We start from the raw sequence: 16,659 nt of genomic DNA on the forward strand, positions 1-16,659 counted from the left end.
GGCCGGGGGACCGGCGCCGCCCGAAGAGCCGGCGCCACCGCCACACGCCGGCCAGGAACCCCAGCCCGTAGCCGAAGTGGATGCACGCATAGGCCGGCGGCAGGGCGGGGAGCGCCCGAGGGTCCCGGCGTGCCGCGGCCACGCTGGCCATCAGGTTCGCGGCGGCGTACGGACCGAGCACGGCGGCGGCCCAGCCCGGGCGGCGGGTCCCGGCGGCCAGCACGAGGCTTCCCGCCACGGCCAGGACCAAGGCCGGCGGTCCGGCGTGCCGCCAGGCCGGGAGCGCACCCCGCTTCTGCATCAACCGCACCTTGTACTTCCCGTACTGGTAGTACTGCCGCCAGAACGCCCCCAGGCGCTCCCGGCTGTGGTACGTGCAGCGGATCGACGGATCCAGCCAGATCCGGCCGCCGGACTGCACCAGCCGGAAGTTGAGCTCGTCGTCCTGGTTGCGGACCATCTCCTCGTCGAACCCCCCGATCCGCGCGAACACGTCGCGCGGCCAGGCCCCCAGGTACACGGTCTCCACCCAGCCGGGCCGCTCCGACGTCCGGAACGCCGCCCCGCCCGTCCCGAACGGCGAGTTCGCGGCCAGGGCCGTGGCCCTGCCCACAACGCCGTCGCCGACCCCCACCTGGAGGCCGCCGACATTGTCGGCGCCGGTCTCCCGGAGGAGATCCACACACCGGCTGACGTAGTCCGCCGGGAGCTCGCAGTGGCCGTCCACCCGCACGACGACCTCCCCGGCGGCTCCCTCGATGCCGATGTTGAGCGCGGCCGGGACCACCCGGGACGGGTTGTCGAGGATCCGAACGGGCGCCGCGGCCGGGGTCCGCTCGGCCAGGCGGCGCACCGCGTCGCGCGTGTCGTCGGTGGACATGCCGTCGACCACCAGGACCTCCATGCGGTCGGCGGGATAGTCCTGCGCCAGCACGCCGCCCAGGCTTCGTTCGATGTACCGGGCCTCGTTTCGCACCGGCATGACGACGGTGACGAACGGCGGCCCGTCGGCGGCCGCCGCCTCGAGGGGGCGCGGGCGCTCCTCTACTCGCACGAGACCTCGAAGGTCCGCATCCACATCTCCAGGGACACCGCCCTGAACAGCCCGAGATAGGCCTCCGTGGGCACCTTCCGCCCGGCCGTCGCCGCGTAGTCCCGTCGCAATACCCTTCCGTCCACGTACCGGTCGGAGCGGAGCTCCCCCGAGAGCATCTCCAGCACGAACGGCCGCAGGTCCGTGGACAGCCACCGCTGGTCGGGCGCGGCGAACCCGAGCTTCGTCTTCCGCGTCCGGACGAGGTCCGGGAGGACCCCTTGGAGGGATTGGCGGAGGGCGTACTTGCTCCAGCCGCCGGAGATCTTGAGGTGGTCGGGGAGCGACAGGCCGAACTCCACGACCTCGTGGTCCAGGAACGGCACCCGGGCCTCGATGGAGAACGCCATGGAGCTGCGGTCCTCGTACCGGAGCAGCTGCGGCAGCGTGTCCAGCGTGATGTCGTCCACCTGAAGCCGTTGCACCGCGGTGAGGCCGCCATCACCGGTGCCGCTTCGGGCGCGGGCGTTGGCCCACCATCGGGTGGCCGGATTGGAAGTGGCGGCCGAAGCGACGGCCAGGCCCGGCCGGAGCGACCGGGCCAGCAGCGAGTCCACGCCCAGGCGCCGCCGCACGCTCGAGGGGAGGTACCGGTACCCGTTTCGGATGTCCAGGAGGTAGCGGTCGCCCTGCCGGACCATGGCCGCGGCCTCCCGGGCCAGCGTCGGCACGCGTCCCGACCGCAGCAGGGAGGCCAGGTACCCGTACCGGAACTTCCCGTAGCCCCCGAACACCTCGTCGCCGCCCTGCCCGTCCAGCATCACGGTCATCCCGGCTTCCTTCGCCGCGCGCATCACGCACCATTGCGCGTAGAAGCTGAGCGTCCCGAACGGCATGTCGAAGTGGTAGGTCATCTTCGGGAACTGCTCGACGAAGTCCTGCGGGGTGGGGAACACCAGGTGGGTCTCGGCGTCCACGGCGCCCGCCACCGGCAGCGCGTACCGGCGCTCGTCCACCGAGGGGTCGTCGTCGTAGGACGAGGTGAACGTGTGGATCCGGCCTCCGAGCGAGGTGGCCGCGTCGGGCTGCTCCCGCAGGATCTTCCCCATCAGGCCCACCACCGAGGAAGAGTCGATCCCGCCGGACAGGCAGCTTCCCACCGGGACGTCGCTGACCAGGTGGTCCCGGACCGAGCGTTCCAGGAGGTCCCGGAGCTGCTCCAGCTTCTCGGCGTCGGGAACGTTCCCGTCCGGGTCGACGCGCAGCGCGTAGTACCGGCTCACGGCGACGTCCCGCCGCCCCAGGTCCACGACGAGCTTGTGGCCGGGCGGGAGCGAGTGCACGTGGCGCAGCACCGTGCGGTCGGCGAAGTCGCAGTTCCCGTGGACCAGGAATTCGGTCACGGCGTCGTCGTGGGCGATGCGGGGAAGCCATGGCGCTTCCAGCAGGGCCTTGATCTCCGAGGCGAACGCCACCCGGTCGCCGATCCGCGTGTAGTACAGGGGCTTGATCCCGAACCGGTCCCTCGCGATGAGCAGCCTGCCGGTCCGCCCGTCCCACAAGGCGAACCCGAACATGCCCTTGGTCCGGTCCAGGCAGCCGTCGCCCCACGCCAGGTAGGCGGCCAGGAAGACCTCGGTGTCCGTGCCGGAGCTGAACGTGCAGCCGCGGGCCTCCAGCTCCCGTCGCAGGTCGCGGAAGTTGTAGAGCTCGCCGTTGAACACCAGCGCCACCGAGCCCGTCCGGTCCACCATGGGCTGGAGGCCGCGCTCGGAGGTGTCGATGATGGCGAGGCGACGGCTGCCCAGCCCCACGACGGCTTCCCGTGCAGCGTCGCCCGCCCGGTCCAGGGTCCGGACCACCGTGTTGTCGAACGCGGCGCCCGCCGGACGGGCCAGCAGCAGCCCCCGGCCGTCGGGGCCACGGTGCGCCAGGACGTCCGTCATCCGGGCCAGCAGGGCGGCGTCGATGGGCCGCCCCGCCAGGTCGATCAGGCCCGCGATCCCGCACATTTACTCCGACCTCCCGCCGGGGCTCACAGCGTGCCCACCTCGACCCCAAATCGGGCCATGCCCCGCCTGACCTCGTCCAGCTCCTCCTCGGTGAAGCTGGTCCGATACCGGCCCACGGAGTCCCGCTTCACGGTCTTCCCGGTTTCCTCCAGGTACCCAGACGGCGCCTCCACGCCGACGAACGCCAGCAGCCCGCGCACCGTCGGCTCGAAGTCTTCGACCAGGTCCTCATAGCGCACTTCGTGGCTCCGCCCCTCAGGGACGTGGGCCAGCGCCGTGGCGATCTCCCGCTCGTACTCGGCGTAGTACCAGCACAGGAAGTCCAGCTCCGGGAGCCGGGAGGCCTCCTGGAACCCGCGGGGCCGGGTGGCCAGGTACCCGGGGTACGGAAGCCGGGTCCACCGCAGCGTATGGAACCCGTGGACGGCCACCGACCGGGCTCCCTCCACCGTGCCGTGCCGGCGCCGGGTCCGGAACCGGTCCCCGTACCCTTCAGCGTTCCTGGCCATGAAGCCGCGGAACGACGCCACAACGTCCAAGGGGTTCCGGTGCAGATGCACGTACCGGGCCTCCGGAAACGCGTCCAGGAACAGTGGGACGAACACCGAGGTGGACGGGGTGGCCAGGACCACCGTCCGCCCGGCGCCGTTCGACCGGTACAGCGCGTGCAGCAGGCGGGTCCGCAGCGCGCGGCGCACCCCCGACGGCCGTCGGTCGAACGACACGTAGTCGTCGCCGAACGGGTTCAGGGCCCGCAGCGGCGTGGCCAGGTACAGCTTGTGGTTGTCGTTGGTGAGCTGCCCGTGGACGTCCAGGTCCGGATGGGCCCGCAGCACCCGGGACAGCCACGTGCTCCCGGCCCGGGGCGTGGACAGGACCACCACCACGCCGCCCACTCACCCTCCCCTGGTCAGGGAGGCCGCGCGGCGCCCTCGCCCCGCTCGCGCCAGCACCCCCTCGTAGACCTCGACGACCCGGGCCGTCAGGGCCGCCTCGTCCAGGTCTCGCACCGCGGCCCGGCCATCCACCCTTCCGCCTCGATCGAGGACCCCGCGCAGGGCCTCGGCCAGGGTCTCGGGCCGGTCGTCGGCGCTCACCACGCAGCCCTCCACCCCCGCCAGGCGCTCCCGCACGTCGCCCACGTCCACGGAGACCACGGGAAGGTCGCAGGCCAGGGCCTCCTTCACGACGTTCGGCGATCCCTCGTGCATCGAGGTGAACACCAGCGCGTCGCACGCGCCCATGTAGACGGGGATGGCGTCCCGGGGCTTGTCCCAGGCCACCACCAGGTCTGCCCCGGCCATCCGAGCGGCCTGCTCTGCGAGCGAGACCCGCTTGCGGGCCTCGTCGGGGTCCCCCACGAACAGGACCAGCTTCTCCCCGGCCGGCAGCCCGAGGCTGCTCCGGGCCCCCGTCGCTTCGATGGGCCGGAACACCTCGAGGTCGATGCCGCTCGGGATCACGGCGGAGGGCCGCCGGGGAAGGTGCCGGGCCAGGTGGTCGGCCACCACGATGGTCGCATCGGCACGAAGGGCGGCCAGCTGGCTCAGCCGCCGCAGGACCCGTCCGGCCAGCAGGTACCGGCCGTCGTCCCCCACGATGCCCTCCAGGTCGTCGCCCCGAAACGTCACGACGAGCGGGCGTCGCTTGGGAAGGACCGCCAGCGCGCCGGCCTGGCCGAACTGGGCATGGATCAGGTCGTGGTGGCCTGCGCCCACCCGCCGCTGGAGGCTCCGCCAGGATCGGACGTAGTTCCCGGGGCTCCTCGCCCCGCGGAACGGGAAGACGTCGACCTCCACCCCCGCCTCGCGCAGGAACCGAACCTGCTGGACGATGAAGGGGACCAGCAGCGGCTGCTCTGCCGTGGGCCACTCGCTCGTCACCATGAGGACGGACAGCGGGCGGGAGGTCACCATGCCCCCACCAGGAGTCGCTCGTACAGCTCCTCGTGGCGGCGAACCAGGGTCTCGACATCCATGCCGAGCTCCTCCATCCGGAGCCGCCCCTTCTCCCCCATGGCCGTCAGCTCTTCGGCGGTGCACCGGATCGCCGCGGACAGGGCCCGGCAGATCGACGCGGGATCGGGCGAGGGGGCCAGCCACCCGGTCACCCCGTCCTCGACGTACCGGGGGGCGTCCCCGACCGCGGTCGCGACGACCGGCCGTCCGGACGCCATCGCCTCCAGGACCACGTTCGGGGTCCCCTCGTGCTGCGAGGACAGCACCACCACGTCGCTGGCGAGGTACGCGTCCTCGATGTTGGGGATCGGGTCGTGGAGGTGGACCACCGAGGAGAGGCGGGGCCGCCGCAGGTACCGTTCCACCATCTCGGCGTAGTCCGGATCCCGGACGCCGATCCAGCGGGCCTCCCACCCGTCCAGCGACTCCAGCCTCTCCAGGGCCATGGCCAGGCCGAGGTGGTTCTTGACCCGGCGCACCGTTCCCACGGTCAGCAGCACCCGGGGCTCCAGGGGCCACCCCAGCCGCCGCCGAGCCCGCTCGCGCTCCCCCGGATCGCCCGGCCGGAACCGCTGCAGGTCCACGCCGTTGGGGATCACCACCACGCGAGCCCGTGGCCCGGCCGTCTTCGTCACGAAGGCGGCGCCGGAATGGCTGTTCGCCACGGTCACCGTGGCGTGCCGGTGCCCCCAGCCCTTGTGGAGCCCGGAGAGCCCGCCCAGGAGACGCTCCTCGCTCCGCTCGGCCGCGATCGCCACGCCCCGCCCGGCCATCCACCGGCCGAGCGCCGCGTAGAGGTTGCCCGTGTCGTCGAACCCGTGGGCGATGCGCACCTCACCGGAGCGGAGCCACCGGGCCACCCGCACCGTGGGGACCGGATCGAGCTTGCCACGACGCCGGTACCCGATCACCTCGATCCCGGTCTCCCGGAGCGCCCCGCCGTAGAAGTCGTTCTCCTGCCACACCAGCACGCGGGGAGCGAACCGGTCCCGGTCCAGACGGGTGGCGAGCTCCGTGAGCTGGCGCTCGGCGCCCCCGGAGCGCAGGGACTCGACCAGGAGCGCGACCCCGATCGGGCGTCGGGCCGCGCCGGTCACCCGACAGGGGCCGGGGCGGCCGCGTCCCCGGCGGGCGCGGGTCGCCGGAGGTAGTGGCGATAGCCGGCCCCGAAGGACGCGCAGGCGCCGAAGAGCATCCACAGCAACTTGTCGTACTGGTCGTGCTTGGTGAGGCCACCGAGCAACAGCACGATGAGGGCGATCTGCCAGGTGCGGGCGATCTCCCGCGACTCCGCGTCGTAGCTCAGATGGGCACGCCGGACAGCGGAATACGAGGCCACCACCAGCCAGAGGTAGAGCAGCAGCCCCACCAGCCCGGTCTCGGCGAGCACCGCCACGTAGATGTTGTGGGCGCCGTTGTCGAGGTCCTTCGGGGAGAGGGTGAACGGCGCGTAGTTCGGGAGTTCGTAGTTGTACTGCCCGATCCCCACTCCGTCGATGGGATGGTCGAGCCACATCTCGTATCCCGCCTTCCAGTACTGGAGCCGGACGATGGCGGTGGAGTCGTTGCCCGAGGACGAGCTGAACTCCGACTGGAAGCTCGGCAGCTCGACCGACAGGTAGCTCTTCGGGATGAACAGCACGGCTACGGCGAGCGCGCCGACCACGGCCACGACCTGCCGGCGCTGTCCGGCCCGGAACCGGTCCCACAGCAGGATCCCCACGGCCAGGACCAGCAGGAGGAGGCCGGTCCGGGAAAGCGTCGCGGCCTCGCCCCCCACCACCATGGCCGCGCCTCCCACCGCGGCCAGCTTCCACACCCCCCGGGAAACCGTGGCCAGGTACACGAGCAGGACGAAGGCGACCGCGAAGTACCGGGCCGACGAGTTCACGCCGAGGAGGCCCGCAGCGCGGATGCTGGTGTTGAAGGATCCGCTCACCGCCACCTGCCCCAGCGCGATTGCGGCGGATGCGACGGCCCCTGCCGAGAAGAACCACATCAGTGTGCGGTGGCGACCGGGAGAGCTCAGGATCTGGCTGGCCAGCCACACCAGCGCGAACAGCTGGACATAGGTCAGGAGCCAGTCCCGGGGAGGGCCGTGGAGGGCAAACTCCAGGTTGGTGGCCGAGAACCAGGCGATGAACGCAATCGCGGCGAGGTGCGCCCCGTGCCACTTCAGCGCGAGCTCCCGGTCCAGCAGGTAGTTCACGATGAAGGCGAAGAACGCGCCCGCACCCAGGAGCACCAGCGCGGAGCTGGCGAACGAGACGGAGGGCAGGATGTCGGTGATGCTGGCCGCGGCCGCGAACAGCCCCAGGCCGTACACGGGCCGGAGCACCATGGCCACGCCGGCGGCGGCTCCCGCGACGAGGAAGACGATCAGCTCCTGGCCGTAGGTCCCGCGCGAGCCCAGCCCGACGCCCAGCACGGCGGCCACCAGACACCCCAGCAGGACCACCCATGCGTGGACGCTCGGGTGCCGGCGCCCCAGGGGGATCGTGCTCATCGGTGTCCCCCCGCCACGTCACGCGCTCCGTGAGCCACCTTCACCCCGCCAGGGCCTCCTCGTACACCCGCGTCATCTCACCGACGTGGCGTTCGAGGGAGAATACCGTCTCCGCCCGCTCCCGCCCGGATTCGCCCATCCGTGTCCGGAGGCCCGGATCGCCGGCCAGCGTGGCCGTCGCGTCCGCCAACGCCCCCACGTCGTCGGGAGGCACCAGGAGGCCGGTCTCCCCGTGCACGACGCTCTCCGCGATACCGCCCCGGTCCGGCCCCACCACGGGGCGCCGGGCGGCCATGGCCTCGATGGCCACGCGGCCGAACGGCTCGATGTCGCACGGGTGGACCAGGACGTCCACCGCCTCCATCATCCGCGGGATGTCGGGGCAGAACACCCCGATCGAGATACGGTCCGAGATGCCCGCCGACCTCGCCATCTCGATCAGCCGCTGGTGGTGGTGATACCCGCCGTTGTACGCGGGATTCCGGAAGCGCCGGGGAGGCGGGCCGAAGACCACGAACCGGGCGTCGGGAAGCCGGGGAGCGAGCCGGGCGGCCATGGCCACGAACAGCTCGTGCTTCTTCCAGGGTGAGCGAAGGGCCGCCGCCATCGCCACCAGGAGCTCGTCCGGCCGGAGCCCCAGCTCGCGTCGCAGACCCTCGCCTCCGTTGTCGGCGCCGAAGCGGGCCACGTCCACGCCGTCGTAGACGACCTGGACCCGTCCGCCCGCGCCCTCCCGCCGGAAGACCTCCGCGATGAACTCCGTCATCGCCACGACCCGGCTCGACAGGCCATCGCCCATGACCCGCACCAGGGCCCGGTCGGGAAGGGGGAACCGGGTCCGGGCCCCCCGGCCCATCCACTCCTTCACGTGCCACAGGTGCGGGCGCCCGGTGAGCCTGGCGGCGAGAGCGCCGTCGAGGACCATGGCCGTGTTGGTGTAGACGAGATCCACCTGCCGGGACCGGATCAGCCGGGCCAGCCGGGCCACCGGCACCGCGTGCAAGCCGGTCCGGGCGGCGCTCCTTGCCCACCCCACCGGGCGGTACCAGGCCGGCAGGCCCACCTTGCTGTTCCACCACGTCATCGGGACGACGTGGAGCTCGTCGGCCACCGCCTCGATCTCCGCCCGCCTCGGTGGCGCCGGCTCGCGAGGCGAGACCACCACGGACCGGTACCGGCTCCCCTCCAGGCCCCGCAGCAGCTCGAGGACGCCCTGGGTGGCCCCGCCCACGGGATCGTTCAGGACATGGAGCACGGTGGTGGTCATGTTCCAAGCCTCATCGCCGGCCAACCCGGACCCCGGGCTCCTTGCGGGCCACGCGGACCCACGCCCGGCGAAGGGGAGGCGCCACGGCTCGAGCCGCCGGGCCCAGGGCCAGCAGCGGCATGAGCCCGTACGCGTACCCCTTCTTCATGGTCTCCAGCGGGAAGGTGGACATGGCGAACGCGAACAGCCGCCGGGCCATCCGGTCCTGTCCCTGCCCGATCGCGGCGAGCGCCTCCAGCAGCGTTCGCCGGACGAACGCCTCGACCAGGTCCTCTCGCCGCAGGCCGAGCGGTCCCAGGAAGGCGTCGGTGCCGAACTCCAGCACGTTCAGGTAGTCGTCGACGGGGTGGCGGATGGTGGTCTGGACCGCGGCCCGGTTCGCCGAGACGTAGTCGCGGTACCGGAACAAGGGGCGGTGCACGTAGGCCACCACCGGGTCGAGCGACAGCAGCTTGTAGCTGAAGTGCTTGTCCGGGCCGATGGTCCTGGCCGAGTTGTAGCCCTCCACCGACTCCCACAGCGACCGGGAGTAGGCGATCGAGCAGAACACGCCCACCGCGTCGAGCTGGCGGATCCGGTCCCGCAGGACGTCGTGCCCCCGGTGCAGCGAGAACAGCGGGCCGGGCTCCTCCGGGGCGTCCGGAGGCAGGCTCCTGCGGGCGAAGCTCCGCTGCGATTTCCGGATCTGGCGGGTGACCCGGTCCTCGTTGTCGAACCCCTCGGCGTCCGACATCAGCACCAACCGGTCCCGGTCCGGGCCCACCTTGTCGATGACCTCGGCGTAGGCCTCCAGGGCGCCCGGCTTCATCTGGTCGTCCGAGGACAGCAGGTTGACGAACTCCCCCCGGGCGTGCCGCGTGACCTGCTGGAGGTTGGGGGCGAAGCCGATGTTGTAGCGGTTCCGGTACAGCCGCACCCGGTCGGAGCCGATCGCCTTCACCCGGGCCACGGAGTCGTCGGTGGACGCGTTGTCGCACACCACGATCTCGAAGTCCTGGAACGACTGGTCCAGGACGCTTCGGATGGTGTCGGCGATGTACTGCCCGTAGTTGTAGTTCGGGATGCAGATCGAGAAGAGCGGCCGGTCAGCCACGAGGTCCCTCCGCCGCCTGCGCGCCTGCGGACACGTGCTCCTCGAACGCGGCCGCGCCGGCGGGGGTGCCCATGTCCCACACCTCGCCGGCCACGGAGACGTCCACCTGCAATCCGCGCTCGATGTACCGGCCGTACACGGGGATCACGTAGAACTCCCCCCTGGTCCGCTCGCCCCCGTCCACCATCTCCTGTCCGATCGACACGAACTCCCGCCCGCTCGAGAAGTGGTACAGCCCCGTGCTGGCCCACTCCGAGATCCGGACCTTCTCCGCGACCTCCACCACGTGGCCGTCGTCGCCGAGGCGGGCGAAGCTCCAGTGGTCGCCCCGCATCGACGCCACGGAGATGAGCCCGCGGCAGTGCGGATCTCGCCGGGCCACGTCGCGCCCCAGCCGCGAGCGGACGTGGGTGTCGCAGCTCGCCACCAAGAGGTCCTCGTCGGCGTCGATGAACGCCCGGGCCGCCAGCACCGTGCACAGCTGCCCCTCGGTCACGTCGTCGAGCCACACCACCTCGGTGCGCCCCGGAGGCGCCCACTCCCGGAGCAGCCGCCCCAGGCCGAACCGGGCGTCGTGCTCCGCCAGCGCAACGAACACCACCAGGGAGGGGTCCAGCCCGGCCAGACTGTCCAGGGCCCACCGGACCATGGGCCGCCCCGCCACCGGGACCAGGGGCTTGGGGAGGTCGCCGGCGTGTCCGGCGAACCGGCTCCCCCGCCCGGCCATGGGCACGACCACGATCACCTGGGCGCCGCCGCCTTCCTGAGCGCCTCGTCGGTCAGCTCGGGCCAGCCGGCGAACCGGAGGGCCCGGTCGTCGACGTAGACCTCCGCGTTCGGCTTGCCGAAGTGGAACTCGTCGTACGGCACGCCGTGGCGGTCCATCCAGTCCAGGGTGAGCTTGCCGATGCGCTTCACCACCTGGCCCACGTTCCCCTCGCACGTGGCCATGTGGCGGGCCGTGACGACGATCAGGGAGTGCCCCGCCGCCCGCAGCTCGGAGATGCGCTCCACCGCTCCCGGGAGCGGTTCCAGGTCGGCGTAGGACGAGTCGGGGTCCTTCACCGGACAGATCACGCCGTCGAGGTCCATCACGATCCGCATGCATCACCTCCAGCTCGAAGGGGCGGGAACCAGCGGGTCATGCGATCCCCCAGCCGTCGAACCCCGGTCCCATGTACTCACGGAGCCGCCGGACGTCCCCCGACAGTCGCTCTCTGAGCTCCTGATCGGTCTCCGGGCGGAGCGTCGTGTCAGGCGCCGGCTCCTCCCGAGTCAGGACGTGGGCCGCGACCCGTCGCAGCGCCGGCGGAGCTTCGACCGACAGCCGCCGAGCCATGGGCAGCCGGCGCGCCGCGCGCATGATGGCCCCACCCGATCGCCGCCCCCCGGTCCGGTTGAACTCCCGTTCCATGTCGGGAACCCGGAAGGCCGGATCCACACCCAGGAACTCGAACACCCGCCGCAGGGTGGCCTCCCGCTGCGCCCGGAGCGCTTCCGAGGTGATCAGCAGGAACCGGTCCAGGCCGTAATAGGGGAGAAACCGCTTGATCTGCAAGGCGTACCTGCTCACGGCGACGTAGGCGGGCTCCTCCAGCAGCGCCACGTCGATGGGGCGGGTCTCGGTCCCGTGCACCGTCAGCCAGACGTAGTGCGACTTCATGCGCTCGATCGGATCGCGGAGCAGGTAGATCAGCCGGGCTTCCGGGACCAGGCCGGCCATGCGCTCGGGCACGGTCGTGACCGTTGGGAACTTGCTGTAGGACGTGGACGCCTCCCCCACCGCCACGGCCTCGCCGGCCTCTTCGAACAGGGATCGGTACCAGTTGACGCCGAGGCGCCAGTTTCGGGCGAAGAAGGCGGGTTCCTTGGTCTCGGCCGGGAGGAACACCTCGGGATGGGCGGACAGGTAGCGGTACAGGCTGGACGTGCCCGCCTTCATCGCGCCGATCACGAAGAAGTTCGGAAGGCGGCCGGCCACCGCGGCGGCGCGACCACCGCCCGAGGCCAGCGCCTGCTCGTCGGAACGGCTCATGGCACGGAAGCCAGGGTCTGGTCGAACCGGGACAGGGCGGTCAGGTACATCATCTTCTGCCGGTCCTCGGCCCCCGCGTGCAGCGGGAGCATGGACAGGAACAGCAGCCCCTCCACGAACGCGATCTCGTCGAGGTCGTAGCCGGCCGCCACCACCATCCGGTCCAGGTAGTCGGCCACGATCCGGGTGGTCTCCGGAGCGAACACGTCGGCGGTGAACGCGCCGTCCCGCTCGACCAGCCGGTACATGTCGAACACCACGAAGTCGTACAGCCCGCCGACGCTGTGCCGGAGCTTGGCCACGTCGTACCGGGAGTCGCCGTAGATCCCGCGGCGGCCGAAGCTCCCCCGCGGGTCGACCAGGCGAAGGATCTGGTTCGGGACGTCGTAGAGGATGTTCGAGAAGCAGAAGTCGCCGTGGACGATGCAGACCTCGGCCCCCAGCGCCAGCGACTCGGCCCGCTCCCGGATGCGGTCCTCGATCGCCGAGAGGCCCGCCAGCGGCCTGCCGTTGACCACGATCTCGTCCCGTTCCAGCATCCACACCCAGGCCGGCGACTGCTCGCGGAGCTCGGCCAGCCGCTTCCAGGTCTTGTCCACGTACATGGTGAGGAGTTCCTCGGGCTCCAGGTCGCCGGTGTACCGGCGGAACTCCTCGTGGATCCGGAGCACCTGCCGGAGGATCGACATCCACGTCTCCGGGGCGATGTCGCCGAAGACGTACAGGTCGGCCAGGCTGGGATAGCCGTAGTACTCCTGGACCATCCGGATCTGCCCGTCCAGTTCCCGGAACTCCACGATACGGGGGGCCAGCACCTTCAGCTCGTCCGGGATGCGCTGGTACCAGTTCCACTCGTCGCGGAGCTTGTCGTCCCGGCTCACCTTGGTGACGGTGTTGAGGATGGGGTTCACCTCGAGCGAGTTGAAGGCCCGGGAGTGGATGAGCTGGCGGCGCGCCTCCACCAGCCCGTCGATGTGGCCGAAGTCGTACCAGTTCGTGGCCTCCCGAGCCGTCATGGGATGCACCGCGCCGTAGCGGCGGAGCACGGCGGACAGCTCCCGCTCCCCGGCGTCGACGGACTCGTCCACCAGGCCGAGCAGCGTGGAGCCGTCGGCGAAGTGGTAGTAGCCGGCCAGGGCCGACTTCGGTCCCGGCACCAGCTCCTCCTTGTCGATGTAGTCGGTGACCACGCCCTGGGCGTCGGTGACCGCCAGGCACCACCGGCTGGAGTCCTCCACCGAGGCCACGTACACGAAGTCCACGTCGGCGTCGTACTGGTCCCGGATCAGGGTGTCGCCCAGCACCACCCGGACCGAGCCGTCCTGGACGCCCGCCGCCCGCAGGCCGGCCTGGAGGCTGTGCAGGATGGTCCCGCCGTCGAGGGTGGTCACGCGGAGCTCCATCCTGCCGCCGTAGGCCCGGCGAACGAACGCTTGGCACCGCGCGTCGTCGGCCCGCACCACCACGGCGACCCGGTCGATGCCCTTGCGCAGGAGGTCGTCCAGGATCCACCCGATGACCGGGCGGCCGTTGATCGGGATCATGGCGTTGGAGACGTTGGTGCCGATGGGCAGGTGGGTGTAGTTGATGGGCCCGGCGCACAGCACGATGGTCCAGCCGCCGAGCTGCTCCACGACCCGCTCCGGCCCCCTGGCCACCGCCGGGCTCACGCGGACCACCCCGCCCGGCGACAGATGGCCTGGACGAACCGCTCCGTGGACCGCCCGTCGGTGTAGGGGACGTAGTCCCGCACCAGCCGCTCCCGGCCTTCGCGGTACCACGACGGGTCCTGCATGGCCCGGACGATGGCGGGGCCGTACCCGTCCGGGTCCCGGACGATCGGCACGAGGTCCAGGTCGGCGATCCGCCCGAAGTGCTTGCCCAGTGCCCACGTGCTGAAGTACTTCCTAGCCCGGTCGGGCTGGTAGGTGTGGAAGATCGGCACCACGGTGGGGCGGTCGAAGATGGCGGCCTCCAGCGTCATGGTGGAGCCGGGCGTGATCACCACGTCCGCGTGGGCCAGCATGTTCCCCACCTCGATGACGTCCTCCCGGGTCATGTACCAGGTGAGCGCGGGGAGGTAGCGCTCGACGGACGAGAGCCGCACGTCGGGGTGGGCTTCGTACTTGCGGAAGTGCTCCAGGCGCGACCATGGGTGCAGCCGGCAGATCACCTGGGGCCGCCCCGGGATCTGGCCGGAATCCAGGAGGCGGACCAGCTCCTCCATCCAGCACGTCTCGTCGAATCCGGGAATGAAGTAGCCCACCGTGGCGAACAGGACGATGGGTCGCTCGGGGTCGAGGTCGAACCGTTCCGCGAGCTTCTCCCGGGGCCACAAAAGATCCGGCGCGAAGTAGGGGTCGAACTGGGGAGCCCCGATCACCTCGACGTCGGCCGGCCGGTACCCTTCCAGCTCGACGACCTCGGCCCGGTTGATCTCGTTCCACACCAGCAAGCGCTGGGGCCGGGCGTGGATGCCCTTGTGGACGTTGTCCCAGCTCCGGACCAGGCCGAGCGTGGGGATGCCGAGCGAGTGCGCCGCCGCCAGCAGCTCCGACTCCCCGTACAGGTGGGCGTGGGTGGAGACCACCACGGCCGGGTCCACCCGGCGCAGCGCGTCGACGAGCTCTGGGGCCGAGCGGTACAGGCGGCGCTCCTCCCAAGCAAGGAACCGGCGCATCAGGGCGGGCCTCCCCGTCCGGGCCACCCGGCGGCGCATCCAGTAAGCCCGGGAGCGCCACGCGTTGGACTCGGCCGGCTGCAACGGCTCGAACCGGACGTGGGGACGGGACCACTCCGACACGAACTGCGGCACGGTGACCGCCTCCGTGAACACGACAACTTCGACCCCGGCGTCGCCGAGGAGGTCCAGCACGCCGTTGGCGAACAGGTCGCGGACGGTGCGGCCCTCGGTGATGGACATCGCGATTCGGCGCACGGTCACGACGGCACCGCCTGGCGGGCCCGCGGGACGAGCACGGCGTCGTGCCACAGGCCGAGGCTCACCCACTGCCACACGTGGAAGCTGCTCCGCTCCTCCCCCGCCGCGTACGCGCGCCATGCCTCCCGGACCCCGTCGGCGTCCAGCCACGCGCCGCCGTACGCGGCAAGCGCCACGTCGATGAACTGGCCGGCCCAGTCGCGGAGCGGGCCCCGAAGCCACTCCCGCTGCGGGGTCTGCACGGGCCGTTTCGGCGCCTCGGCCACCCCCGCCGGAACCAGCCGCGCGGCGATGTCGCGGAGCAGGGCCTTGTGGGTGCCGTTCCGGACCTTGCGGTCGGCGGGCTGCCGCATCGCCAGCTCGAACAGCCGGTGGTCCAGGAAGGGCTCCCGGAGCTCCCGGGACACTCGCATGGAGACGCGGTCGTTGAACCGGAGGGCCCGCGGGATCTTGGCGATGGTCGCGTCCAGGTACTGCCGGTTCCGCATGGCGTCGGGGAAGGGCGTCGGGGGCTCGACCGAACGGGCCAGGGCCTGGAACTCCTCGGTGGCGCACCCCGGCCGCAGGGCCCGGTCGCCGCCGGCCTGGACCGGTCCCGTCGCGTGCCCGTCCCTCCGGCCCGAGCCGTCCTGGCCCGATGCGCCAGGGCCGTCCGAGAGCTGCCCGTAGTACTCGTAGCCGGCCCACTGCTCGTCCAGGCCCTGGCCGTCCAGCAGGACGGTCACCCCGCGGGCCCGGGCCTCCTCGAACAGCAGGGCGTACGCGATCGTCGGCATCCCGCCGAACGGCTCGTCCTCGGCCACCATCACCGATCGGGCCAGCTCCGGGACGGCCCCGGGGTCCAACCGGCACACCACGGATGGGTGCCTGGTCCGCTCGAGCATCCGCTCCACCCAGGGCAGCTCGTCGTACCGGTCGTCCCCCGTCACGAAGGTGAACGCGGCCACGTCGCTGTCCGCGCCCTGGACCTGCTGGACCAGGCCGAGCAGGGTCGAGGAGTCCACGCCGCCGGACAGGTTGATGCCCACGGGGACGTCGGAGCGGAACCGCAGGCGCACGCTCTCCCGGAGCAGCTCGAGGTACTCGTCGGCCACCACGTGCTCGTCCCGGCGGTCGATCTCGAGTCCCGATCGCTCGGCCAGGTCGTACCAGCGCCACACCGTGAGGCGACCGTCCTTCCAGCGCAGCGCGTGGCCCGGAGGAAGCGACCGGACGCCGTCCCAGAAGGTCCGTTCGCCGTGGTCGGACAGCCCGAACGTCAGATACGTGGCCCACGAGGCCTGGTCCGGGCGAGCCGGGACCCCCGCCGCGTGCAGGGCCTTGATCTCGCTGGCGTAGAGCAGCGTCCCGTCCGGTTCCACCGCGTAGTGGAACGGCTTCACGCCGAACCGGTCCCGGGCCGCGAACAGCGTCCGGGACCGCTCGTCCCATATGGCGAAGGCGAACATCCCCACCAGGCGGTCCAGGCACGCCTCGCCCCACCGCAGGTACGCGGCCAGCACCACCTCGGTGTCGGTGCGGCTGGTGTACGGGTAGTCGGACAGCTCGGCCCGCAGCTCCACGTAGTTGTAGACCTCGCCGTTGAAGTTGATCCACACCGAACGGTCGGCCGAAGGCATGGGGCCGTGCCCGGCCGGCGACAGGTCGATGATCGACAGCCGGTTGTGCCCGAAACCGGCCGCGCCGGAAGGGTCGAGGTACGTGCCGGTGTCGTCGGGGCCCCGGTGGGCCAGGGCCGCGACCATGGCGTCGATCCTGCCCTGCTCGAGCCCGGGGCCCGCGATGCCCGAGATCCCGCACATCAGCTAGCGCTG

14 protein-coding genes are annotated in these 16,659 nt (G+C 71.6%); all 14 read right to left on the reverse strand.

Annotation, left to right across the window (positions count from 1 at the left end; genetic code table 11):
- The coding region (locus tag M3Q23_03905; protein MDP9341256.1) for a glycosyltransferase family 2 protein at window positions 1-1,054 on the reverse strand (1,054 nt) is incomplete at its 3' end.
- Window positions 1,045-3,045: an asparagine synthase (glutamine-hydrolyzing) gene (asnB, locus tag M3Q23_03910; GenBank protein MDP9341257.1), complete on the reverse strand. Its 2,001-nt coding sequence runs from the start codon at window positions 3,043-3,045 to the stop codon at window positions 1,045-1,047. The genes asnB (M3Q23_03910) and M3Q23_03905, both read right to left, overlap by 10 nt.
- 23 nt (window positions 3,046-3,068) lie before the next feature.
- Window positions 3,069-3,941 (reverse strand): sulfotransferase, encoded by an 873-nt coding sequence (locus tag M3Q23_03915; protein MDP9341258.1) that lies wholly within the window; start codon window positions 3,939-3,941, stop codon window positions 3,069-3,071.
- Window positions 3,942-4,961, reverse strand: a complete 1,020-nt coding sequence (locus M3Q23_03920) for a glycosyltransferase (protein ID MDP9341259.1) — start codon at window positions 4,959-4,961, stop codon at window positions 3,942-3,944.
- A complete protein-coding gene (locus M3Q23_03925) occupies window positions 4,955-6,100 on the reverse strand; it encodes a glycosyltransferase (protein MDP9341260.1) in 1,146 nt (381 codons plus the stop codon). Before M3Q23_03925 ends, M3Q23_03920 begins: the two co-directional genes overlap by 7 nt.
- Window positions 6,097-7,509, reverse strand: coding sequence for an O-antigen ligase family protein (locus M3Q23_03930; GenBank protein MDP9341261.1), 1,413 nt, complete (start codon window positions 7,507-7,509; stop codon window positions 6,097-6,099). Before M3Q23_03930 ends, M3Q23_03925 begins: the two co-directional genes overlap by 4 nt.
- A 40-nt stretch (window positions 7,510-7,549) precedes the next feature.
- Window positions 7,550-8,776 (reverse strand): glycosyltransferase family 4 protein, encoded by a 1,227-nt coding sequence (locus M3Q23_03935; GenBank protein MDP9341262.1) that lies wholly within the window; start codon window positions 8,774-8,776, stop codon window positions 7,550-7,552.
- A gap of 10 nt (window positions 8,777-8,786) precedes the next feature.
- Entirely contained in the window at window positions 8,787-9,869 is a 1,083-nt protein-coding gene (locus M3Q23_03940; GenBank protein MDP9341263.1) for a glycosyltransferase, read from the reverse strand.
- Entirely contained in the window at window positions 9,862-10,614 is a 753-nt protein-coding gene (locus M3Q23_03945) for a glycosyltransferase family 2 protein (GenBank protein ID MDP9341264.1), read from the reverse strand. The genes M3Q23_03940 and M3Q23_03945 overlap by 8 nt, the downstream gene beginning before the upstream one ends.
- Entirely contained in the window at window positions 10,611-10,973 is a 363-nt protein-coding gene (locus M3Q23_03950; GenBank protein MDP9341265.1) for a capsular biosynthesis protein, read from the reverse strand. The genes M3Q23_03945 and M3Q23_03950 overlap by 4 nt, the downstream gene beginning before the upstream one ends.
- A 37-nt stretch (window positions 10,974-11,010) precedes the next feature.
- The gene (locus M3Q23_03955) at window positions 11,011-11,904 is read right to left on the reverse strand and encodes a sulfotransferase (GenBank protein ID MDP9341266.1); all 894 of its coding nucleotides are present in this window, start codon (window positions 11,902-11,904) and stop codon (window positions 11,011-11,013) included.
- Entirely contained in the window at window positions 11,901-13,574 is a 1,674-nt protein-coding gene (locus tag M3Q23_03960) for an NTP transferase domain-containing protein (protein MDP9341267.1), read from the reverse strand. Before M3Q23_03960 ends, M3Q23_03955 begins: the two co-directional genes overlap by 4 nt.
- Window positions 13,571-14,848: a hypothetical protein gene (locus M3Q23_03965; GenBank protein MDP9341268.1), complete on the reverse strand. Its 1,278-nt coding sequence runs from the start codon at window positions 14,846-14,848 to the stop codon at window positions 13,571-13,573. The genes M3Q23_03960 and M3Q23_03965 overlap by 4 nt, the downstream gene beginning before the upstream one ends.
- Window positions 14,845-16,647, reverse strand: coding sequence for an asparagine synthase (glutamine-hydrolyzing) (gene asnB, locus M3Q23_03970; protein MDP9341269.1), 1,803 nt, complete (start codon window positions 16,645-16,647; stop codon window positions 14,845-14,847). The genes M3Q23_03965 and asnB (M3Q23_03970) overlap by 4 nt, the downstream gene beginning before the upstream one ends.
- Between the last annotated feature and the right edge of the window lie 12 nt (window positions 16,648-16,659).

This window comes from Actinomycetota bacterium, assembly GCA_030774015.1.
Lineage (GTDB): Bacteria > Actinomycetota > UBA4738 > UBA4738 > JACQTL01 > JALYLZ01.